18 protein-coding genes and 1 pseudogene are annotated in these 22757 nt (G+C 66.2%); 14 read left to right on the top strand and 5 right to left on the bottom strand.

Translation table 11 applies throughout. The features are described 5' to 3' along the window. Positions 1–134: 134 nt before the first annotated feature. The 3 genes from Ga0080574_RS20750 to Ga0080574_RS20760 form a co-directional block, all read right to left on the bottom strand. Positions 135–1562, bottom strand: a complete 1428-nt coding sequence (locus tag Ga0080574_RS20750; RefSeq protein WP_076703949.1) for a TRAP transporter large permease — start codon at positions 1560–1562, stop codon at positions 135–137. Position 1563: 1 nt separating this feature from the next. Then, positions 1564–2361, bottom strand: a complete 798-nt coding sequence (locus Ga0080574_RS20755; RefSeq protein ID WP_076703951.1) for a TRAP transporter small permease subunit — start codon at positions 2359–2361, stop codon at positions 1564–1566. 76 nt (positions 2362–2437) lie between these two features. Beyond that, positions 2438–3499, bottom strand: coding sequence for a TRAP transporter substrate-binding protein (locus Ga0080574_RS20760; protein WP_076703954.1), 1062 nt, complete (start codon positions 3497–3499; stop codon positions 2438–2440). 226 nt (positions 3500–3725) lie between these two features. Between Ga0080574_RS20760 and Ga0080574_RS20765 the strand changes: the two genes are divergently transcribed. From Ga0080574_RS20765 to Ga0080574_RS20785, 5 genes are all read left to right on the top strand, one after another. Then, positions 3726–4214, top strand: a complete 489-nt coding sequence (locus Ga0080574_RS20765) for a DUF2867 domain-containing protein (RefSeq protein WP_076703957.1) — start codon at positions 3726–3728, stop codon at positions 4212–4214. Positions 4215–4390: 176 nt separating this feature from the next. Next, complete coding sequence (locus tag Ga0080574_RS20770; RefSeq protein ID WP_076706086.1) at positions 4391–4906, top strand: DinB family protein; 516 nt, start codon at positions 4391–4393, stop codon at positions 4904–4906. Between the two features lie 122 nt (positions 4907–5028). Further along, positions 5029–6021, top strand: a complete 993-nt coding sequence (gene acuI / locus Ga0080574_RS20775; protein ID WP_076703960.1) for an acryloyl-CoA reductase — start codon at positions 5029–5031, stop codon at positions 6019–6021. Positions 6022–6320: 299 nt separating this feature from the next. Then, complete coding sequence (locus Ga0080574_RS20780) at positions 6321–6734, top strand: universal stress protein (RefSeq protein ID WP_076703963.1); 414 nt, start codon at positions 6321–6323, stop codon at positions 6732–6734. Positions 6735–6777: 43 nt separating this feature from the next. Continuing rightward, positions 6778–8421 carry a BCCT family transporter gene (locus tag Ga0080574_RS20785; RefSeq protein ID WP_076703966.1) on the top strand — a complete coding sequence of 548 codons (1644 nt, stop codon included), beginning with the start codon at positions 6778–6780 and terminating at the stop codon, positions 8419–8421. 132 nt (positions 8422–8553) lie between these two features. Here Ga0080574_RS20785 and Ga0080574_RS20790 read toward each other — a convergent pair whose 3' ends face one another. Further along, a complete protein-coding gene (locus Ga0080574_RS20790; protein ID WP_156876423.1) occupies positions 8554–9315 on the bottom strand; it encodes a hypothetical protein in 762 nt (253 codons plus the stop codon). Between Ga0080574_RS20790 and Ga0080574_RS20795 the strand changes: the two are divergent. The 7 genes and pseudogenes from Ga0080574_RS20795 to Ga0080574_RS20825 all read left to right on the top strand — a co-directional run bounded on the left by Ga0080574_RS20795 (position 9316) and on the right by Ga0080574_RS20825 (position 18006). Then, positions 9316–10514, top strand: a pseudogene (locus tag Ga0080574_RS20795) (aminotransferase class V-fold PLP-dependent enzyme). A gap of 63 nt (positions 10515–10577) precedes the next feature. Continuing rightward, positions 10578–11999: a cryptochrome/photolyase family protein gene (locus Ga0080574_RS20800; protein WP_076703972.1), complete on the top strand. Its 1422-nt coding sequence runs from the start codon at positions 10578–10580 to the stop codon at positions 11997–11999. A gap of 141 nt (positions 12000–12140) precedes the next feature. Next, positions 12141–12581, top strand: coding sequence for a TrgA family protein (locus Ga0080574_RS20805; RefSeq protein ID WP_076703975.1), 441 nt, complete (start codon positions 12141–12143; stop codon positions 12579–12581). An 11-nt stretch (positions 12582–12592) separates the two neighbouring features. Beyond that, on the top strand, positions 12593–13717 hold the full coding sequence (locus tag Ga0080574_RS20810) for an NUDIX domain-containing protein (protein WP_076703978.1): 1125 nt from the start codon (positions 12593–12595) through the stop codon (positions 13715–13717). Between the two features lie 58 nt (positions 13718–13775). Beyond that, complete coding sequence (locus tag Ga0080574_RS20815) at positions 13776–14804, top strand: cysteine synthase A (protein ID WP_076703981.1); 1029 nt, start codon at positions 13776–13778, stop codon at positions 14802–14804. Next, a complete protein-coding gene (locus Ga0080574_RS20820; protein WP_076703984.1) occupies positions 14801–17293 on the top strand; it encodes a DUF3772 domain-containing protein in 2493 nt (830 codons plus the stop codon). Before Ga0080574_RS20815 ends, Ga0080574_RS20820 begins: the two co-directional genes overlap by 4 nt. Further along, positions 17290–18006: an alanyl-tRNA editing protein gene (locus Ga0080574_RS20825; RefSeq protein WP_076703987.1), complete on the top strand. Its 717-nt coding sequence runs from the start codon at positions 17290–17292 to the stop codon at positions 18004–18006. The genes Ga0080574_RS20820 and Ga0080574_RS20825 overlap by 4 nt, the downstream gene beginning before the upstream one ends. A 296-nt stretch (positions 18007–18302) precedes the next feature. Here the strand turns inward: Ga0080574_RS20825 and typA are convergent, their stop codons facing one another. Next, positions 18303–20123: a translational GTPase TypA gene (typA, locus tag Ga0080574_RS20830; protein WP_076703990.1), complete on the bottom strand. Its 1821-nt coding sequence runs from the start codon at positions 20121–20123 to the stop codon at positions 18303–18305. A 204-nt stretch (positions 20124–20327) separates the two neighbouring features. Between typA and Ga0080574_RS20835 the strand changes: the two genes are divergently transcribed. Beyond that, positions 20328–20897 carry a hypothetical protein gene (locus Ga0080574_RS20835; protein ID WP_076703993.1) on the top strand — a complete coding sequence of 190 codons (570 nt, stop codon included), beginning with the start codon at positions 20328–20330 and terminating at the stop codon, positions 20895–20897. Positions 20898–20933: 36 nt separating this feature from the next. Continuing rightward, entirely contained in the window at positions 20934–22685 is a 1752-nt protein-coding gene (locus tag Ga0080574_RS26595) for a methyl-accepting chemotaxis protein (protein WP_076703996.1), read from the top strand. Positions 22686–22757: the final 72 nt, after the last annotated feature.

Consider the following 22757-nt stretch of genomic DNA (forward strand, 5'->3'; position numbering starts at 1 on the left):
TAACGTCACAAAATCGCCAGCCCGCCCGAACGGGCCGGCGATGGCGCGGCGCCCTTCGGGCTTGTTCCGCGCTCGGGCACCGTTCGTAGGGTGGGCAATCTGCCCACCGCACCGGTGCCACACACGCGAGTCACTCAGTCCCCATAGGCCACCGATGGCAGCCAGGTTGTCAGCGCCGGGAATTCGAAGACGATGAACAGTCCCAGAAGCTGCAACAGCACAAAGGGGATGATCCCGCGATAGATATGTGCCAGCGACACGCCCGGCGGGCAGACGCCCTTGAGGTAGAACAGCGCGAACCCCACCGGCGGTGTCAGGAACGAGGTCTGCAAGGTCACCGCCACCAGAATGGCGAACCACACCACCTGCGGGTCGCGCACCTGATCGAAGCCCGGCACCGCCAGCTCCAGCCCCTGAATGATCGGCAGCATCAGCGGCATGATGATGATGGTGATCTCGATCCAGTCGAGCAGGAAGCCCAGACAGAACACGATGAGCAGGATGAAGGTCACCGTCAGATAGGGGTTGTCGAAGGCCGAGAGCACCAGTGTCTGCACGATCTCGTCGCCGCCATAGCGCCGCAGCACATAGGCGAAGAAATTCGCCGCCAGAAAGATCCCGACGATGTAGCCGGAGGTGTTCAGCGTCGACCGTGCCACCTCGCGGAACACCTTCCAGTTCAGCTTGCGGGCAAAGACCGCCAGCAGCGTCGCACCCATGGCGCCCAGCCCCGAGGCCTCGGTCGGTGTCGCGAGCCCGACAAAGATCGAGCCGAGCACCAGCAGGATGAGGAACATCGGCGGCACCACCGCCACCAGCACCTCGCGGACCTCCGCCCAGCCGACACGTTCGGTGCGTTCCGGCGCCGGCATCGCGTCGGGCGAGATGATCCCGTAGATCACGATAAAGACGATATAGAGCGCCCCCAGGATCAGCCCGGGAAACAGCGCTCCCATGAAAAGATCGCCCAGCGAGATCGCCAGCTGATCCGACATGATCACCAGCATGATCGAGGGCGGGATGAGAATGCCCAGCGTGCCGGCGCTGGCGATGGTGCCGGTGGCGATGGGCTTGGAATAGTTCTGCGCCATCATCGCGGGCAGGGCCATGACGCCGAGCAGCGTGACCGAGGCGCCGATGACACCGGTGGAGGCGGCGAGGATGATGCCGATCAGCATGACGGTCAGCGACAGCCCGCCGCGCAGGCTGCCAAAGAGCTTTTGCATCGCATGCATCATGCGCTGCGCCACGCCGGACTGATCCAGCATCAGCCCCATATAGATGAACATCGGCAGCGCCACGAGCACCGGGTTCTTGATCGTGTTGCCAAAGATCCGGCCCGAGAGCGCCTGCAACTTGCGGTAGTCGATGCCGGTGCGGTCGAACTCGATGATGCCCTTGAAGACATTGCGATAGGGGTCGAGCGCGATCTCGGCCACCAGCACAAAGATCAGGCTGACGCCGACCAGCGCAAAGGCCACCGGAACGCCGCGAAAGAGCAGCCAGATGAAGGTTGCGAACATCGCCGCGACGGCGATCTCGTTGATCGTGAGCCACTCCATCTCAGGCCTCCCTGCGGGCGAAAAGCCGCGCGATGAGGATCGCGGCGACGGTCAGGAGCAGTGCGACAAGCACCGTCCAGCGCATCTCCTGCTGGCCGAATTCGAGCGCGCCAAAGACCGGCAGGCGGCTGACATCGCGGGCGCTCATCTCCGGGTCGCGGGTGGCGTAAAGGATACCGAAGAGGCTGTAGTAGAACGCGAGGTTGATCGCGTAAGCCACGGAAGGGAAAGCGAAAAGCATCTGCTTCCAGAGCGCGGGGCGGGTGAGTTTCGACAGCAGCCGCAGATAGACCGACCAGACCGCCACGGCGATGAAGACGAAGCTCACATTCATGAAGCTCTTGAGTATCCAGAGATTGTGCAGGCCGTTGGGGCTGTCCGACCCCTCATCGGCGCGGATCGAGGTCAGCGCGTAATCGAGCGTCACGTCCCAGCACAGGATGATGAAGGGCAAAAACAGCCAGACCAGCGCAAAGATATCGGTGGCGATGCGTTTTCGCTGCGCGAAATTGTCGTAGAAGATATCCACCCGCACATGGCTGTTGGTGGTGACCGCGTAACCGATCCCCATCAGCACGGCGGCGCCGTAGAGCCACCATTGCAGATCGTCGAGCCAGGCCTGATTGTGCCCGGCCTGGCGCAACACCACCTGCGCGCAGATCGCCACCATCAGGACCGGAAACAGCCAGGCGGCCAGATTGGAGATCTGGATGACGGCCCGGTCGCCGCGATTCTGCTCGTTCCGCCCGATCTCTCCCGGATCGGAGATCGCGGCCACGACCTCGTGTTGCTCGGCCATCGCGCCTGCCTCCCTCGCGCAAGTCAAGAAACCGGGGCGGATGCGCCGCCCCGGCCGGTGTCAGAATCGCTGCGGCTTACTGCCCGGCGACCGAGAGATAGGGGCGCGGCAGGTAGATATTGTTGCCCCAGAGCTTGTAGCCCTCGCGGAATTCCTGAAGGTCGGCCCAGACCTCGGCAAAGAACTCATCCTCCGCCGCCAGCTCGTCGGCCACCTCCAGCCAGGCACGCTCGAACTGCTGAAGCTGCTCTTCGTTCCAGTTCTTGATCTGCACGCCGTGTTCCTCGACGTTTTCCTTCATCGCCGGGAAGTTCTTGGCCTCGCCCTCGGCGAAGTTGTCGGCGAGGTTGGCCATGCAGGCGATCTCGATCTGGTTCTGCGCGACCTCGTCGAGATCCTCCCAGCGGTCCTTGTTGATCAGCAGCTCGAACATGGTCGAGGGCTGGTGCCAGCCGGGGAAGTAGTTGTATTTCGCGATGTTGTAGAAGCCGAGATTGGCATCGACCAGCGGCATCGAGAATTCGGTCGCGTCGATGGCGCCGCGCTCCAACGCCGGGAAGATGTCGCCCCCCGCCAGCAGCGAGGTCGAGACGCCCAGCTTTGCCATGACCTCGGCGCCGAGCCCGAAAAAGCGCATGTTGAGCCCCTTGAGATCGTCCATCGAGTTGATCTCTTTCTTGAACCAGCCGGAGGTCTCGGGCGCGTACATGCCGCAGAGGATGACCTTCACGTTGTAGCCGTTGTCGTCGTACATCTGCTGGAAGTACTTCATGCCGTCATCGTAGAGCATCCAGGCCAGCATCTCGCCCGGCTCGGGGCCGAAGGGCACGGCGGCGAAGAGGCCGGCGGCGTTCATCTTGCCCTGCCAGTAGCCGGAGGTCGAATAGGCCGCATCGACGGACCCGTTCGAGGTGGCATCCAGCATCTCCAGCGCCGGCACCAGTTCGCCGGGGTTGAAATGCTCGAATTCCACCTCGGTGGAGATCGAGTTGATCTTTTCGACGAAATTGACGGATGCGGTGCCAAGGATCGGCAGGTTGTTCGCATAGCCGCTGGTCATTTCGAACAGCTCCTGTGCCGAGGCGGCGCCCGACATGGCGAACGAGGCGGCAAGGGCCGCCGCGAGGGTCGTTTTCATTGTGGTCTCCTCCCTGATGAGCACCCCCTCCCAAGGGCGCGTGGCGGGCCGGGGCCTGCCAGTGTTCGGACGCTAACGGAGCCGTGATCGGCTGTGAATACCCAATAATGCGTAATCCCGCGCCGATGCCGCTACGTCGGGCAGTGTGTCGCATGTCGCCGCCGGGCGGCCCCGGCTAGCGTCTGGCGCGGGCCTTGCGCGCGCTGTGGCGAGGGAAGGAAAGACCATGATCCTGCACGGGGACACCCATCTGCTGCGGCCGCCCGAGGAGCTCGACTATCATGACACGCGTGTGCTGGCGCTGCCGCATCCGCTCACCGCGCTCGAGGCGTGGAACCTTATGGTCGCGGAGCCACTGCCGGTGATGCGGACGGCCTTTGCGCTGCGCGATGCGATCTCCGCGCGGTTCGGCGTGAAGCGGATCGGCGGGTTTTCCGGCCGGCAGGCGCAGACCGTGCAGGTGGGGGACCGGCTGGATTTCTTTCTGGTCGAACATGTCTCTGATGAGGCGTTGGTACTGACCGAGCGCGACCGGCATCTCGACGTGATGACCACGATCACCACGAGCGGCGCGCGCCTGACGGTCACCTCGTCGGTGGTGACGCATAATCTCTTCGGACGGGCCTATATGCTGCCGGTCGGCTTTGCGCATAAGGTGATCGTCAACGCCCTGCTGCGCCGCGTCGCGCGGCGGCTGCGGGCCGGGAGCGCGTGACAGGCGCGCCCGCGCGGCGGACCGGGGGCTGGCGCACAAAGCGGCGCGCGTGCTCCGCCGAGATGTGCCCGGGGCCGGGACGCTTGCAGAGCGATGGGGTTTCCGTTTCAGTGACAGGGAATTGGATGTCCTGCGCCGCGCGGCGCGGTGCCGCCGAACCACCGGAGCCGGAAACGATGCTGAGCCCTGATCTTGCGCTGAGCCTGGCGCGCTACAACGCCTGGCAGAACCGTCAGATGAAGGACGCGCTCGAAGCCTTGCCCGAGGCCGAGCTGCGCGCCGAGCGCGGGGCATTTTTCGGCACGATCTTCGCCACGGTGAACCATCTGCTCTGGGGCGACCGGATCTGGATGAGCCGCTTTGCCGGATGGCCGGCGCCGGAGGGCGGGATTCCTCAAAGCACCGAGATGACGCCGACCCTGTCGGTCTGGAGCGCCGAGCGGTTCCGCGTGGATTCGCGCCTGATCCTGTGGGCGGAGGAACTGGGGGCGCTCGATCTCAAGGGCGATCTGCGCTGGTATTCCGGCGCCACCGGGCGCGAGCAGGTCAAGCCGCTGGGGCTCTGCGTGGCGCATATGTTCAATCACCAGACCCATCACCGCGGCCAGGTGCATGCCATGGTGACGGCGGCGGGCGGCACGGGCTGGACCAGCGATCTGGCCTTCATGCCGGAAGAGGGCCCCTGGCTCTGAGCGACGGCCCTCCGGCGGGGTTTGGGGGCGCTGCCCCCTCGGCACATGCGTGCCTTCCCCCGGAGGTATTTGGAGAAAGATGAAAGCCATGCGGGCATGTCCCGTGGCGAGAGGAGGATCGGATGTTCAAGGCGCTGATGGTGGAAAAGGATGCCGAGAGCGGCAAGACCTCGGCTTCGGTAACGGAGATCGGGCTGGAGGATCTGCCCGAGGGCGAGGTGACGGTCGCGGTCGAGTATTCGACGCTGAACTACAAGGACGGGCTCTGTATCGGGCCGGGCGGCGGGCTGGTGCGGAACTATCCGCATGTGCCGGGGATCGACTTTGCCGGCACCGTCGAAAGCTCGCAGGATCCGCGCTATGCGCCGGGCGACAAGGTGGTGCTGACCGGCTGGCGTGTGGGCGAGGCTCATTGGGGCGGCTACGCCCAGAAGGCGCGGGTCCGGGCCGACTGGCTGGTGCCGCTGCCCGAGGGGCTCGACACGAGGCAGGCGATGGCGGTGGGCACGGCGGGGTTCACCGCCATGCTGGCGGTGATGGCGCTGGAAGATCACGGGCTCACCCCCGGCCGGGGGCCGGTTCTGGTTACCGGCGCCGCGGGCGGCGTCGGCTCGGTGGCGACGGCGCTGCTGGCGCATCTGGGCTATGAGGTGGCGGCCGTCACCGGGCGACCGGAGCAGGAGGGCTATCTGCGCGATCTCGGCGCCGCGCGCATCGTGCCGCGCGAGGAGCTCGCCGAGACCGTGAAGCGGCCGCTCGAGAGCGAGACCTGGGCCGGCTGCGTCGATGCGGTGGGCGGCGCGATGCTGGCGCGGGTGCTGGGGCAGATGGCCTATGGCGGCTCGGTCGCGGCGGTGGGGCTTGCGGGCGGTGCGCAGCTGCCCGCAACCGTGGTTCCCTTCCTGCTGCGCGGGATCAGCCTGCTGGGCATCGACAGCGTGATGCAGCCCTTCGACAACCGCCTGCGCGCCTGGCGGCGCATCGCGGGCGACCTGCCGATGGACAAGCTCGAGGAGATGATCCGCCCCGCGACGCTCGCCGAATTGCCGGCGCTGGGAGAGGCGATCCTCAAGGGGCAGGTCAAGGGCCGGGTCGTGGTCGACGTGAACGCCTGAGCCACGGGGGGCAAAAGCGACGCATTTTCGTCGGAATGCGTCGCAACCCGCTGCAAGACTTTGGTTTTACCGACCTTGAAATGTCGTTTTCGGGCGTTTTACCGGCGTGTCGGTTTGCACCTCCCCTCACTTTCGCGTTAGCTTTGTGTTAATGCGGGGTGACTGTGACCGCGCAGGACAGACAGGGCGAAGGCCCGGTTCTTGCGCGGGCCATGCCCGCATCTTTCTTTGCCGGAAGCCGGTCTTTGCCTGAAGAACGTGCCGGGACGAACCCGGCGGTACAGGAAAAGGAGGGATCCTTGTTCGAACGTATTATGGTGCCGGTGGACCTGGGCCATGCGGAAAAGCTGGAAAAAGCCCTGCTCTGCGCGGCAGATCTGGCGGCGCATTACGGCGCGACGGCGGTCTATGTGGGGGTGACCACGGAACAGCCTTCGGCGATCGCGCGCACACCGGCGGAATATGCCAAGAAACTTGCGGCCTTCGCCGCGGAGCAGGGCGAGCTGCGCGGCATTGCCACCGACTCCAAGGCCTATGCCAGTCACGACCCGAGCATCGACCTCGACCCGACGCTGCTGAAGGCGGTGAAGGAGACCGAGGCGGATCTGGTGGTGATGGCAAGTCACATTCCCAATGTCGCCGACCGCTTCTGGCCCGCAAACGGGGGCAGCATCGCCACCCATGCGGATGTGTCGGTGATGCTCGTGCGCTGAGGCGCGCGAGACCAACAGAACAAAAAATAGGGAGTTTCGTGCCATGAGTGACACGAGCGACGACCAGGGTATTCCCGCGCCGGAAGGCACGGCGGATATCATCGACACCGATTACACAATCGGTCAGGACAATATCGAGACCCAGATCGGCCCGTTCGGGATGGACATCCACAACCCGGTCTTTCTGATCTCGGGTCTCGCGATCATTGCCTTTACCTTTTACACGCTGGCGTTGCCGGAGCAGGCAGGCACTGTCTTCAGCTGGCTGTTCGACAGCGTGACCAAGGGCTTCGACTGGTTCTTTCTGGGCGCGGCCAATATCTTCGTTATCTTCTGCCTGCTGCTCATCGTGACGCCGGTGGGCAAGGTGCGGCTCGGCGGGGCGGATGCGACGCCGGATTACAGCTATATGGGCTGGTTTGCGATGCTCTTCGCCGCCGGCATGGGCATCGGCCTGATGTTCTATGGCGTGTCCGAGCCGATGAGCCATTTCTCCTCTTCCTTCGGTGGCACTGCCGTGGGTGAGGACGGGGTGCGCACCGACTGGGCGCCGCTGGGCGCCGCGGCGGGCGACGAGCTGGGTGCGACGCGGCTGGCCTTTGCCGCGACGATCTTCCACTGGGGGCTGCACCCCTGGGCGATCTATGCGGTGGTGGCGCTGGCGCTGGCGCTGTTCTCCTACAACAAGGGGCTGCCGCTGACGATCCGCTCGGCCTTTTACCCGGTGCTCGGCGAGCGCGTCTGGGGCTGGTGGGGCCATATCATCGACGTGCTGGCGGTGTTCGCGACGCTCTTCGGTCTGGCGACCTCGCTGGGCTTCGGGGCGACGCAGGCGAATGCCGGCCTGAACGAGCTGTTCGGCATTCCGGTGGGCTCGACCACCGAGGTGATCCTGATCTCCTGCATCACCGCCGTGGCGCTGGTCTCGGTGCTGCGCGGCCTCGACGGCGGCGTCAAGGTGCTCTCCGAGATCAATATGGGCCTCGCGTTCCTGCTGCTGATCTTTGTGCTGCTGGTGGGGCCGACCGTGGCGCTGCTGACCGGCTTTGTCGATTATCTGGTGGCGTATCTCGAATACCTGCCGGCGCTGTCGAACCCGGTCGGGCGTGAGGACGTGAACTTCATGCAGGGCTGGACTTCGTTCTACTGGGCTTGGTGGATTTCCTGGTCGCCCTTCGTCGGCATGTTCATCGCGCGGGTCTCGCGTGGGCGCACCGTGCGGGAATTCGTGGTTTGCGTGTTGCTGATCCCCTCGCTGGTCTGCGTGCTGTGGATGAGCATCTTCGGCGGCGCGGCGATCCATCAGGTGCTGGCCGACGGCTACACCGCCGCACAGGACGCCTCGCTCGAGCTGAAGCTCTTCAAGATGCTCGACGCGCTGCCGCTGACCTCGATCACTTCGATCGTGGGCATTGTGCTGGTCATCGTGTTCTTCGTCACCTCGTCGGACTCCGGCTCGCTGGTGATCGACACGATCACGGCAGGCGGCAAGGTCGATGCGCCGGTGCCGCAGCGGGTGTTCTGGTGCATCTTCGAGGGCGCCGTGGCCATCGTGCTGCTGCTCTCGGCGGGCGGTCTGTCGTCGCTGCAATCCATGGTGATCTCGACCGGGCTGCCGTTCACGGTGGTGCTGCTGATCATGTGCTTTGCGATCTGGCGCGGGCTGCTGGCGGAACGCCGGGCCTGACACCTGTCAGCCAGGTTTGATCTGAATGAGCGCGGGCCCTCGGGCCCGCGCGCTTTTTTGTGGCGCAGGGTGGTGAGTCACATTACCGCGCATCGGGCCTCTGCCTGACAGTCTTTGCATCTTGGCGACGTGTCAGAAGTTCAGCACGCCGCGCTGAATTCGTGAGATGCAGAACTTTCGGAGTGAGATTTCATAGACGTCTTCCGGACTGTTGCCTTCTCGAAGGATAAGTGCCTCCCAGCCATGTGAAAGCAACTCTTCACGGGTGCTGAATGTGAGACCGTTTGCCGGCGTCAGCCCTTGCGAACTGGCTTCGGAGGTAAACTGCATCGGGGTGAAGCGAAAGACTTCTTTGGTTCGGGCCACGCATCTGTCTATTGGATCGAAACCGAGGACCCGTCTGATCTCGGACGCGGTATTGCGCACGAGACCTGCGACGAAATCCTCATATGAAACCCCAAAGGCGAAGAGAAACCCTAGGGCGACGACACTTCCGATCAAAAAGCCCCGCACGTTGTTAGCGATGAACTCCAGACGATCTCCGGCCCGCCCGAATACGCGTTGCGCGACTTTATAAAGTCCCTCCGGGATCAGATAGATCAGGGCGCCGGCAACCAGGAGTTCCAGTATCGGCAGATAGAACTTAGACATATTGCGATCTCGGAAGCAGTGATTGGTGTTTTGTATCAACACGCGATATCTCCGCCAAGGGCCGGATCGGGTGGGATCGTGTCCGATGTCGATAGAGATGTCGTGCATCTGTGCCGACCGGGCTCGGTGTCCGTGATGCGAGCGCGTGTCGGCATTCACCTCACGCAATGTTCGCCCCGCCGATCCTTGACGCTCCGCGCATTCGCCGGTTTTCTCCGCCGCAATCTCAGGGGAGTCGGACATATGCTGGATCTGGAGTTCGTGCGCGGGCAGTTTCCCGCCTTTGCCGAGCCGTCGCTGGAGGGCTGGGCGTTTTTCGAGAATGCGGGCGGGTCCTATACCTGCCAGCCGGTGATCGACCGGCTGACGCGCTTCTATCATCAGCGCAAGGTCCAGCCCTATGCGCCCTATCCGGCCTCGGAGGCGGGCGGGGCCGAGATGGACGAAGCGCGCAGCCGTCTGGCCGGGCTGCTGGGGGTCGAGACCGATGAGCTGAGCTTCGGCCCCTCGACCACGCAGAACACCTATGTGCTGGCCCAGGCCTTTCGCCAGCGGATGATGCCCGGCGAGGCGATCGTCGTCACCAATCAGGATCACGAGGCCAATTCCGGTCCCTGGCGGCGGCTGGCCGATGACGGGATCGAGATCCGCGAATGGAAGATCGACCCGGAGACCGGGCATCTCGACCCGGCGGCGCTGGAAAAGCTGCTCGACGAGAAGGTGCGGCTGGTGTGTTTCCCGCATTGCTCCAACGTGGTGGGCGAGATCAACCCGGTGCGCGAGATCACCGCGCTGGCCCATGCCGCCGGTGCCTGGGTCTGTGTCGACGGGGTGAGCTATGCGCCGCACGGCTTCCCGGATGTGGGCGAGCTCGGCTGCGATATCTACCTGTTCTCGGCCTACAAGACCTACGGCCCGCATCAGGGCATCATGGTCATGCGCCGCGCGCTCGGAGAGGCGCTGCCGAACCAGGCGCATTTCTTCAATGGCGACACGCTTTACAAGAAATTCACCCCCGCCGGGCCGGATCACGCGCAGGTCGCGGCCTCCGCCGGCATGGTGGATTATATCGAGGCGCTGGCGGCGCATGAGGGCGTCGCCCCGCGCGAGGTGGCGGGGCTCATGCATGCGCATGAGGTGACGCTGATGCAGCCGCTGCTCGACTTCCTGGGCAACCGGAATTCGGTGCGCCTCCTTGGCCCGCGCGATGCCGCGCACCGCGCGCCGACCGTGGCGGTGGCCTTGCAGGGCCGGCAGAGGCGGCGGCGCGGGCGCTGGCGGAGCACGGGATCATGGCAGGGGGCAGCGATTTCTACGCGGTGCGCCCGTTGCAGGCCATGGGCGTCGATCCGGCGATGGGCGTGCTGCGGCTCTCCTTCGTGCATTACACCGCGCAGCACGAGGTGGAAAAGCTCATCGAGGCGCTCGACCGGGTGCTGTGACGCCGGTGGCTTGACCCTGCCGCGCGGGCGCTATCTGTCTGCCGGGCAACAAGGAAAGCCGCCATGTCAGAGCCATCCCCCGTCATCGTCTGGATCCGCCGCGACCTGCGGCTGAGCGATCACGCTGCGTTGCACGCGGCGGGGCAGGCGGGGCGTCCGGTGATCCCGGTCTTCATCCGCGACCACACGGTCGATGCGCTCGGTGCCGCGCCGAAATGGCGGCTGGGGCTGGGGCTGGAGGTCTTTGCCAAGGCGCTGGCGGAGAAGGGCAGCCGGCTGATCTTTTGCGCGGGGCCTGCGCGCGAAGTGCTCGACGCGCTGGTGGACGAGACCGGCGCGGGCGCGGTCTGGTGGCAGCGCGCCTACGACCCGGCGGCGGTCGAGCGCGACACCGATGTGAAATCCGCCCTCAAGGAGCTTGGCGTCGATGCCAGGAGCTTTGCCGGCCATCTGCTTTTCGAGCCCTGGAGCGTCGAGACCAAGCAGGGCGGGTTCTACAAGGTCTATACGCCGTTCTGGCGGGCGGTCTGCGGCACGGATGTGCCCGAACCGCTGCCGGCGCCGTCAAAGCTGCCTGCTCCCGCACGCTGGCCGGAAAGCGATGCGCTGGAGGATTGGCAACTCGGCGCTGCGATGCGGCGGGGGGCTGCGGTGGTGCGTCCCTATGTCCAGCTCGGCGAGGCGGCGGCGCAGGGGCGGCTCGGCGGCTTTGTCTCGGGGCGCATCGCCGAGTACAAGGACGGGCGCAATATGGTGGCCGAGGACGGCTGCTCCAACCTGTCGGAAAATCTCAGCCTGGGCGAGATCAGCCCGGCGCAATGCTGGCACGCCGGCAAGCGCGCGCAGGCGGCGGGCAAGCCCGGTGCCGAGACCTGGCTGAAGGAGCTGGTCTGGCGCGAATTCGCCTATCACCTGATGTGGCACACGCCGCATCTGCTGGAGGACAACTGGCGCGAGGAATGGCGGGCCTTCCCCTGGAACGAGGACGAGCGCCGCCGCGAGGTCATCGCCTGGAAACGCGCCCGCACCGGCATTCCCTTTGTCGATGCGGCGCTGCGCGAGATGTATGTCACCGGGCGGATGCACAACCGCGCCCGGATGATCGTCGCAAGTTACCTCACCAAGCACCTGATGTGCCACTGGAAAATCGGCATGGACTGGTTTGCCGACTGCCTGATCGACTGGGATCCGGCGGCGAATGCACTCGGCTGGCAATGGACCGCCGGCAGCGGCCCGGACGCGGCGCCCTATTTCCGCGTCTTCAACCCGATCACCCAGCGCGAGAAATTCGACCCCGACCGCGCCTATGTCTCGCGCTGGATCGCCGAGGGGCAGCGCCGCCCGCCCGAGACCGCGCTGAGCTATTTCGACGCGATCCCCGAGAGCTGGGCGATGGCGCCGGGCGATGCCTATCCCGAGCCGGTGGTCAGCGCCGAGGACGGGCGCAAGGCGGCGCTGGCGGCCTATGAAGCGCGCGATTTCTGAGCGTGGGCAGCCCGTTGATGTTTCTGAAGCGCCACATGCGCAGCCTAGCTTTGCAGCGGCGCGGTATGGCGCTTGCAGATTGCCGCGCAGCAGAGTTACCTCTAGGTCAACCAAAAATCATGATCTTGAGGCTCGTCGCAGATGTTCACCGCCGCCCGCCTGGTCGCCGCGCTTTGCATGCTGGTGCTGGCCTATTTCGGGTCGCAATACATCAAGACGCTGCCGGAAGAGTCCATTGATTTTGGCATCTTCACCCCGGTGAACTGCGTGATCGGGTTCCTCTGCGGCTGGATCATCGTGGGTCCGCGCGCCGGCCGAGGCACGGCATCGGCGGTGTCGCATGGCATCACAGGCGTGGCGGCGATGATCCTGTGGGGACTACTGGTGCAGTCGGTCAACGAGATGGTACGGCTGGCGATGCGGCATCGTTACGACGACCCTATGGAGGCCTTTGCGGCGATCTTCGAGATCGGGATCGAGTTCAGCTATATGCTGCTCGACACGGGCTTTTTCACCATGATGCTCGCGGGAGCCATTGTTACCGGCCTGCTGTCGGAAACCGCATCGCGCAACTGGCGCTGAGAAAGGACGGCATGGCCGATCTGTTTGTTTTCGGAACGCTGCGGCACGCGCCGCTGCTGGAAAAGGTATTGGGCCGCGAGACTGTGGCCGAGACGGCGCGGCTGCCGGATTATGCCGTCTATCTGTCGGGCGAAAAGGGCGCGCCCGGAACGGTGCTCTGTCGTGCGCCCGGCGCCGCCGCCGAAGGGCTGCTGCTGCGCGGCGTCTCTGACGAGGATCTGGCGCGGCTGGCCTATTACGAGGGCGAGGGCGCGGAGACGCTCTGCGAGATGCCGGTCACGCTGGCCGATGGGAGTGCGGTGCCGGCGCTGCTGCGCGCGCCGGCAGGCGTGCCGGAGGGCGAGCGGCTTTTCGATCTGGCGGACTGGGTCGCCGAATGGGGCCGGCTGGCCTGCGGCACGGCGCGCGAGATCATGGCGCAATACGGCCAGACCAGCCCCGAGGTGATGGACGGGCTGCGCCCCTTCCTCGCCGCGCGCGCCTGGGCACGCGAGCTGGCCCGGCAGGGCGCCCCGCACGAGCTGCGCTCGGACCGCGGGCTCGACACGGTGGAGATCGTGCGCGACCGACCGGGCTTCGAGGGCTTCTTTCGCATGCGCGCCTATGACCTGCGCTATCGCCGCTTTGACGGCAGCATGTCGGACACCTTCGGCCGCGAGGGGTTTGTCACCTATGACGCGGCGCTGGTGCTGCCCTATGACCCGGTGGCGGATCGTGTCCTGCTGATCGAACAGCTGCGCTATGGCCCGGTGCTGCGCGGCGATCCCAACCCCTCGGTTCTGGAGCCGCCGGCGGGGCTGGTGGATGCCGGCGAAAGCCCGGAGGTCTGCGCCCTGCGCGAGGCCGAGGAAGAGGCCGGCGTGCAGCTCAGAGAGCTGCGCCCGATGATGCGCGTCTATGCCTCGCCCGGCTATACGACCGAGTTTTTCCATTGTTTCCTTGGGCTTTGCGAGCTGAGCGAGGCCGATAACGGCCTGGGCGGGCTGGACGAGGAGAACGAGGATATCCGCAGCCATGTGATCCCGTTCGAGCGGGCGATGGAGCTGGTCGACAGTGGCGAGGTGAATGCCGGTCCGCTGGTGATGATGCTCTACTGGCTGGCACGTCATCGTGAGGAGCTGCGCCGCAGCGCTTGAGTTCCCCAGAACGCCGCCCTAAACCTGTATCCCAGACCGTGAAAGAGGGAGGGCACCCATGCGGGTCGCACAGGATCTGGCGCAGGCCATCGGACATACGCCGCTCATCAAGCTGCGCAAGGCCAGCGAGATGACCGGCTGCACCATCCTCGGCAAGGCGGAGTTTCTCAACCCCGGCCAGTCGGTCAAGGATCGCGCCGCGCTCTACATCATCCGCGATGCGGTGGAGAAAGGGCTTCTGGAGCCCGGCGGCACCGTGGTCGAGGGCACCGCGGGCAATACCGGGATCGGGCTGGCGCTGGTCGGCGCGTCGATGGGGTTCAAGACCGTCATCGTGATTCCCGAGACGCAGAGCCAGGAAAAGAAGGACATGATCCGCCTGGCCGGCGCCGCGCTGGTGCAGGTGCCCGCCGCGCCCTATGCGAATCCCAACAACTATGTGCGCTATTCCGGCCGTCTCGCCGAAGAGCTCGCCAAGACCGAGGCGCATGGTGCGATCTGGGCCAACCAGTTCGACAACGTGGCCAACCGTCAGGCGCATATCGAGATGACCGGCCCCGAGATCTGGGAGCAGACCGACGGCAAGGTCGACGGCTTCATCTGCGCGGTGGGCTCCGGCGGCACGCTGGCCGGCGTCGCGGCGGCGTTGCAACCCAAGGGCGTCAAGGTCGGGCTCGCCGATCCCGAGGGCGCGGGGCTCTACAAGCTCTATACCGGGCAGGAGAATCCCGGCGACTCGATCACCGAGGGCATCGGGCAGGGGCGCATCACCGCCAATCTCGAAGGCTTCACCCCCGATTTCACTTATCGCATTCCCGATAAGGAAGCGCTGCCGGTGGTGTTCGATCTGCTTCAGGACGAGGGGCTTTGCCTCGGCGGGTCTTCGGGCGTGAACGTGGCGGGCGCGATCCGCATGGCGCAGGAGATGGGCCCGGGTCACACCATTGTCACGGTGCTCTGCGATTTCGGCACGCGCTATCAGTCGAAACTGTTCAATCCCGCCTTCCTGAAGGACAAGGGGCTGCCCGTGCCGGCCTGGCTGGACCGCGCCCCCGCTTCCATCCCGGGTGTTTTCGAGGACGCATGACCGCCTTTACGCGCTGGTTCGCCGCCGTCGGCCTGGCTCTCCTCCTGGCGCTGAGCGCCGGGGCGCTCCGGGCGCAGGACGGAGATCTGAGTTACGAGTCCTGGGAGACCGTCGCCGCACGGGCCGAACAGGTGATCGAGAACGGGCAGGCGTCGGACGCCGCGCTCGAAGATCTGCGCAGCACCGTCGCGGGCTGGCGTGAAACCTTCCTCCAGGCCGAAAGTACCAACGCCACGAGGATCCAGACGCTGCAATCGCAGATTGCCGCACTGGGAGAGCCGCCGGCAGAGGGCGAGAGCGAGCCCGAGGAGATCGCCACGCGGCGCGCCGAGCTGAACGACGAGCTCGGGCGCCTTCAGGCACCGGTGCGTCAGGCCGAAGAGGCCTATACCCGCGCCGACGGGCTGATCCGGGAGATCGACGAGATGATCCGCGCGCGGCAGGCCGATGAGCTGCTGTCGCTGGGACCGTCGCCGCTCAACCCGTCGCTCTGGCCGGACGCGGCGCATGCGCTTGCGGATTCCTGGCACAGCCTGTGGTCGGAACTGCGCCAGAACGTGCAATCCGAGGTCACGCTGCGTGAGGCGCGGCGCGATCTGCCGGTGATATTGCTGCTGGTCGGGCTGGCGCTGCTGCTGGTGATACGCGGCCCGGCGTGGATGCGCATGGCGATCAACTGGCTGCGCCGCAGCACCCGGCGCGGGACCGGCGTCTGGGGCTTCCTGCTCTCGCTCGGCGGCATCGTGCTGCCCTTTGCCGGGCTGGTGCTGCTCACCGCCGCGCTTCAGGCGACGGGGCTTGCGGGCGTCAAGGGCCGGCTGATGCTGGAGCAGCTTCCCGCCTGGGGCGGCGCGCTGCTGCTGATCGGCTGGCTGGCCGATCAGAGTTTCCATCAGAACGACGATATCGCGACGCTGCCGCTGCCGCAGGCACAGCGCCGCGAGGCACGCTACTATTCCAACTTGCTGGCCGTCCTGTTCGTGCTGCGCTCGGCCGGGCTCACCACCGCCGAGATCTTTTCCTATTCGGATACCACCCGGGTGGTGCTGGATTTCCCCATCCTGCTGCTCTGCGCGCTGATGCTGTCGCGGCTGGGCCATATCCTCTCGGGGCTCACCCCGGAACGGGCCACCGAGGGCACGCTGCTCGAAGGCTCGCATTTCCGGCTGCGGCTGGCGCGGATCATCGGCCGCGCGGCGGTGGTGCTGGCGGTGGTCGGTCCGGTCATGTCGGCCATCGGCTACGATGCGGTCGGTCAGGCGACCGTCTACCCGGCAGTGGCGACGTTGGCGGTGCTGGCGCTGGTGCTGGTGCTCCAGCGCGTCGTCAACGACTTCTATGAGCTGGTCACCGGCAAGGGCGCCCAGGATGCGGACGGGCTGATCCCGGTGCTGGCCGGTCTGGCGCTGCTGATCGGCGCCTTGCCTCTGCTGGCGCTGGTCTGGGGTGCGCGGGTGGCCGATCTCACCGAGGTCTGGGCGCGGTTCCGCGAAGGCTTCACTTTTGGCGACACGCGCATCTCGCCCGCCGATTTCTTTACCTTCCTGGTGGTTTTCGTCATCGGCTACGCGCTGACGCGGCTGACCCAGAGCGGGCTGCGCAGCTCGATCCTTCCCAAGACCAAGCTCGATCCGGGCGGACAGACCGCCATCGTCTCGGGGCTGGGCTATGTCGGCATCTTCCTCGCGGCGCTCATCGCGATCACCGCCGCCGGGCTCGACCTCTCGTCGCTCGCCATTGTCGCGGGTGCGCTTTCTGTCGGGATCGGTTTCGGCCTCCAGAACATCGTGTCGAATTTCGTTTCGGGCATCATCCTGCTGATCGAGCGGCCGATCTCCGAGGGCGACTGGATCGAGACCGGCGGCACGCATGGCATCGTCAAGAGCATCGCGGTGCGCTCGACCCGGATCGAGACCTTCGACCGCACCGAGCTGATCGTGCCGAACTCCGATTTCGTGTCGGGACGGGTGACCAACTATACCCGCTCGAACGTGCTGGGCCGGGTCGTGATGAATGTGGGTGTGGCCTATGGCACCGATACGCGCAAGGTCGAGGAGGTGATCCTGCGGGCGGTGCGCGAGCATGACATGGTGCTGCTGAACCCCGAACCGATGGTCACTTTCGAGGAGTTCGGTGCGGATTCGCTGAATTTCGTGATCCGCGCGGTGATCCGCGATGTCGGACATATCCTAGTGGTGAAATCGGATTTCCACCACGAGATCGCCCGCCGCTTCAAGGAAGAGGGGATCGAGATCCCGTTTGCGCAGCGCGATGTCTGGCTGCGCAATCCCGAGGTGCTGTTCGACCGCGATGGTGGCAAGGCTCCCAAGCTCGCCGCCGACAAGACCGATACGGCACCGCAGGACGAGGCGGCCCGCGCCCGCACGGAGGCGCAGTTGAGCAGCCGCTCGGAGGCAATGCCCACAGGTCGCGCGGGCGATGACGACCCGGGTGGATCGCCGACCGGAGAGGGAGGAGACGGGCGGTGACCGAAGCGCTGTTTCGAGACGACGCCTATCTGCGCGACGCGCAGGGCGTGGTGGCGGCACAGACGCCGGAGGGCGGGCTGGTGCTGGATGCTACGGTCTTCTACCCCAAGGGCGGCGGCCAGCCGGGCGATAGCGGGCGCCTCGACTGGTCGGGCGGCACGCTCTCCATCGCCACGGCGGTGCCCGGCGAGGACGGCGCGGTGGTGCTTGTGCCCGCCGAGCCGGTGCCCCTGCCGCCGGTAGGCACGCCGGTCGCGCAGCGCATCGACTGGGACCGGCGCTACAAGCATATGCGGGTGCACACCGCGCTGCATCTGCTCTCGGTGGTGATCCCGCTGCCGGTGACCGGCGGCGCGGTCTCGGCGGGCAGCGGACGGCTCGATTTCGCCATGCCGGAACCGCCCGAAGACCGCGACGCCATCGAGGCGGCGCTCAACGATCTGGTGGACCGAGATCTGGTGGTGAGCGCGGATTGGGTCGAGGAAGCGGTGCTCGACGCCAACCCCGGTCTGGTCAAGACGATGACGGTGCAGCCGCCGCGCGGTAAGGGGAGCGTGCGGCTGGTACGCATCGGCAGCGGGCGCGATCAGGTCGATCTGCAACCTTGCGGGGGCACCCATGTGGCAAGGACGGGCGAAATCGGACGTATCCGTCTCGGCAAGATCGAGAACAAGGGCCGCCAGAACCGGCGGGTTCACTTGGTGCTTGAGTGAGAGCGCTTCGTGGCGCTCGCGGAACGGTGGGCAGAATTGCCCACCCTACGGTCGAGCAGCGCTCTGGCGCGGGACAAGCCCGAAGGGCGCCGCGCCATCGCCGGCCCGTCCGTCTGGCTGGCGATTTGGTGACGATCGCGCAAAGTGTCGAGATCCTTCGGATCTGGCAGGGATAAAGTAAGAGGTTCGTCGGTCAGATCGCCAACCCCCGGGCCGGCGATGGCGCGGCTCGCGCATATATGCCTCTTGTAGGGTGGGCAATTCTGCCCACCGTTCCCTGCGAATTTCGCGCCGCCTTACTGCGCCGATTTCGCCATCCGCTTGCGCTCATGCGGATCGAGATAGCGCTTGCGCAGGCGGATCGCGTTGGGCGTCACCTCGACGAGCTCGTCGTCGTTGATATAGGCGATGGCCTCTTCCAGCGACAGCGTCACCGGCGTGGTCAGGCGCACCGCCTCATCCGTGCCCGAGGCGCGCACGTTGGTCAGCTTCTTGCCTTTCAGCGGGTTCACTTCCAGATCGTTGTCGCGCGAATGCTCGCCGATGATCATGCCGGTGTAGACCGGCGCCTGCGCACCGATGAACATCTTGCCGCGATCTTCGAGGTTCCAAAGCGCATAGGCCACCGCCTCGCCGTTCTCCATCGAGATCAGCACGCCGGCGCGGCGGCCCGGGATCGGGCCCTTGTGCTCGGTCCAGCCGTGGAACACCCGGTTCAGCACACCGGTGCCGCGGGTGTCGGTCAGGAACTCGCCGTGATAGCCGATGAGCCCGCGCGAGGGCACATGCGCGATGATCCGCGTCTTGCCCGCGCCCGCCGGGCGCATCTCGACCAGCTCGCCCTTGCGGGTGCCGGTGAGCTTTTCGATCACCGCGCCGGAATATTCGTCATCGACGTCGATGGTGGCCTCTTCGACCGGCTCCATGGTGACGCCGTTCTCTTCCTTCATGATCACCTGCGGGCGCGAGATCGACAGCTCGAACCCCTCGCGGCGCATGTTCTCGATCAGCACACCCATCTGGAGTTCGCCGCGCCCCGAGACCTCGAACGCCTCGCCGCCGGGCGTGTCGGCGATCTTGATCGCGACATTGCCCTCGGCCTCTTTCATCAGCCGCTCGCGGATGACGCGCGACTGCACCTTCTTGCCGTCGCGGCCCGCCAGCGGGCTGTCATTGATGCCGAAGGTCACGGTGATGGTCGGCGGGTCGATGGGCTGGGCGTCGAGCGGCTCGTCCACCGCCAGCGCACAGATCGTGTCGGCCACGGTGGCCTTGGACATGCCGGCGATGGAGACGATATCGCCCGCCAGACCCTCTTCGAGATCCGCCTGGCCAAGGCCGCGGAAGGCCTGCACGCGGGTGATGCGGAACTGTTCGATCTTCTGGCCGATGCGGCTGATCGCCTGCACCGTCTGGCCGACCTTGACGCGGCCGGTCTCGATCCGGCCGGTGAGCAGACGGCCCACGAACGGGTCCGAGCCCAGCGTCGTGGCGAGCATCCGGAAATCCTCGTCCTGATGCTTGATCTGCTTGGGGGCGGGGACGTGGTTCACGATCAGGTTGAACAGCGCCGAGAGATCCTTGCGCGGCCCGTCGAGCTCGGCATCGGCCCAGCCGTTGCGGCCCGAGGCATACATATGCGGGAAATCGAGCTGGTCCTCGTCGGCGTCGAGCGAGGCGAAGAGGTCGAAACACTCATCCAGCGCGCGGTCGGGCTCGGCATCGGGTTTGTCGACCTTGTTCAGCACCACGATCGGGCGCAGCCCCAGCGCCAGCGCCTTGGAGGTCACGAATTTGGTCTGCGGCATCGGGCCTTCGGCGGCGTCCACCAGCAGCACCACGCCATCGACCATGCTCAGGATCCGCTCCACCTCGCCGCCGAAATCGGCGTGGCCGGGGGTGTCGACGATATTGATCCGCGTGCCTTTCCACTCGACCGAGGTCGGCTTGGCAAAGATGGTGATGCCGCGCTCGCGCTCCAGATCGTTGCTGTCCATGGCGCGCTCGGCCACGGCCTGGTTCTCGCGGAAGACGCCCGACTGTTTCAGCAGTTCGTCGACGAGCGTGGTCTTGCCGTGGTCCACGTGGGCGATGATCGCAATATTGCGCAGGTCCATTGTCCAGCCTTTCGGGAAGTGTTGCGCGACCGCCTAGCCGGGTACGGGGCAAAAGGCCAGACCTATAATAGCGCTTTCCCGGCCTGTGATGCCTGAATCTGCGCGGTTCGGGCAATGCGGCCGCGTCTTAACCTGCCGTGAGGATTTGCCCTCTAGAGAGAAGGGGCGTGCCTCCGGATCGGGGGTGTTCCGAAGGAGGAGTGAATGAAGACGTTTATCTGCGCGGCCCTGCTGGCCGTGTCCGCCGCGCCGGCCTTTGCCGTCGATGCCCGCACGGCGATGGAGGCTTTTCTGCAAAGCGGCATTCAGCCCTGGGCCAGCGATCCGGCGCTGATCGCGGCCATCGAGGCGCAGAATGTTCAGACGGCCGGGTATGATGCCGCGCGGATCGAGGCGCTGGACAGCGCCTGGCAGGCGGAAATCGGCGCCTCTGCCACGCCGACGATCGCCGCCGTGGTCGAAAGCGATCTGGCAGCGGTGCTGCGCGGCCATGTGGATGCGGCCCAGGGCGCCATCACCGAGATCTTCGTGATGGATGCGCAGGGGCTCAATGTGGCGGCCTCGGCGATCACCTCGGATTACTGGCAGGGCGACGAGGCGAAATTCACCGAGACTTACGGGCAGGGCGCCGGCGCGGTGCACTACGGCGAGGTGGAGTTCGACGAATCGAGCCAGAGCTATCAGGCGCAGATCTCGCTCACCCTCAGCGATCCCGAGACGGGCGCGCCCATCGGGGCGATGACCGTGGGCGTGAATGCCGATCTGCTGATGTAACCCTGCTGATCCAACCTGGCCGGGAGGTCCGATTTCATGCAACTCGCCGCATTCGGCGCGCGGCTGCGCAGCCTTTTCCATTCGGTGTTCGTCCGCGCGGCGCTGCTGCTGGCGGTGACGACCATTGCCGTGGCCTCGGTCATGGCCTGGCAATCCTGGCACCTGACCATGCGCATCGCGCGCGACGGGGTCGTCTCCATGGCGCACAAGACCGTCGAAAGCCAGGCCGGTGCCATGGTGCAGCCGCTGCGCTTCAAGGACGAGGGCAAGCTCAGCGAGCAGTTGTCGCTCGCCTTGCAGAGTGGCGGCGCGGATGCGCTTGGCGGGGCTGTGGTGCAGGCGGACGGCACAGTGCTTGCCGATGCGGGCGTGGCCGCCGGCGATCGTGCCGCGCTCGCGGCGCTGGCGGCGCGTGCGGTCGCGGAAGCCTCGGTGCAGAGCGCGCAGGACGGGCTCTGGGTCGCGGCGCCGATCCTGGTGCCGGGACGCGCGGATCCCGCCGGCGCGGTGGCAATGATCTGGACCGATCAGGCGGTGCTGGCCAGCGCCGCCGGCGACAAGCGCGAGATCCAGATGACCGCGCTGGCGGTCTTCGTCGTCATGATGGCGCTCACCGTCTTCCTGCTGCGCCGGATCATCGCACGCCCGCTTGGCGGGCTCGACGCCGCCATGGCGCGGGTGGCGCGCGGCGATTACGACAGCGCGGTCGACCAGTGCGAGCGCTCGGACGAGTTCGGCGAGATCGCCCGCCATCTCAGCGATCTCGCCGCCACGCTGGCGCAGGGCCGCGCGGCGGAGGAGGCGCGCATGGAGGCGCATGCGGCGCAGGACCGTGTCGTGCGCCACCTGACAGAGGCGCTCGACCGGCTCGCCGATGGCGGTCTCGCCGAGGGCATCCAGGAGCGGTTTCCCAGCGAATACGAGGCTTTGCGCGAGAATTTCAACCGCGCCGTCGACAGCCTGCGCGACGCGATCAACGAAGTGCGGGTGAGCGCTCAGAACATTCACAGCAACGCCGAGGAGATCGCGAGCGGCTCTGACGACCTGTCGCATCGCACCGAGACCCAGGCCGCCACGCTGGAGCAGACGGCGGCGGCGCTCGAGCAGCTTCTGGGCAGCGTGCGCGACGCCGCCCGCACCACCAAGGAGGTCGAGGAAAACGTGCGCGGCGCCGCCCGCATGGCCGACGAGAATGGCGAGATCATGCGCTCGGCGGTCTCTGCCATGGCGGGCATCGCGCAAAGCTCCGACCAGATCGGCCAGATCATCGGGGTGATCGACGACATCGCCTTCCAGACCAATCTGCTGGCGCTGAATGCCGGGGTCGAGGCGGCGCGCGCCGGCGAGAGCGGGCGCGGCTTCGCGGTGGTCGCCTCCGAGGTGCGGGCGCTGGCGCAGCGCAGCTCGGACGCGGCGCAGCAGATCAAGACGCTGATCAGCGGCTCGGCGGATCAGGTCAAGGACGGCGTGCAGCTTGTCGAGCGCGCGGGCGAGGCGCTGGGGGATGTGGTGCATCAGGTCGGGCAGATCTCCGATCTGGTCAGCGGCATCGCCAGCGTCTCCACCGATCAGGCGCAGGGGCTCAACGAGATCAATGTCGGTGTCGGCAATCTCGACCGGGTGACGCAGCAGAACGCCGCCATGGTCGAGCAGTCCACCGCCGCCGCCCATATGCTGCGCAGCGATGCCGGCGCGCTCTCGGAGCTGGTGGCGCGGTTCGATATCGGTCAGCCGGCGGGCGGGCAGGGCGGGCCGGCGCCGCGCGCCGCACCCGGTCGCGCGGCATAGGAGGGGCGTCATGAAGCTGTAACCGAACCGTCATCAAGCTGAGTCCATCTCCCTTTACCCGGCGGTCAGTCA

This window comes from Salipiger abyssi (assembly GCF_001975705.1).
Taxonomy (GTDB): Bacteria; Pseudomonadota; Alphaproteobacteria; order Rhodobacterales; family Rhodobacteraceae; genus Salipiger; species Salipiger abyssi.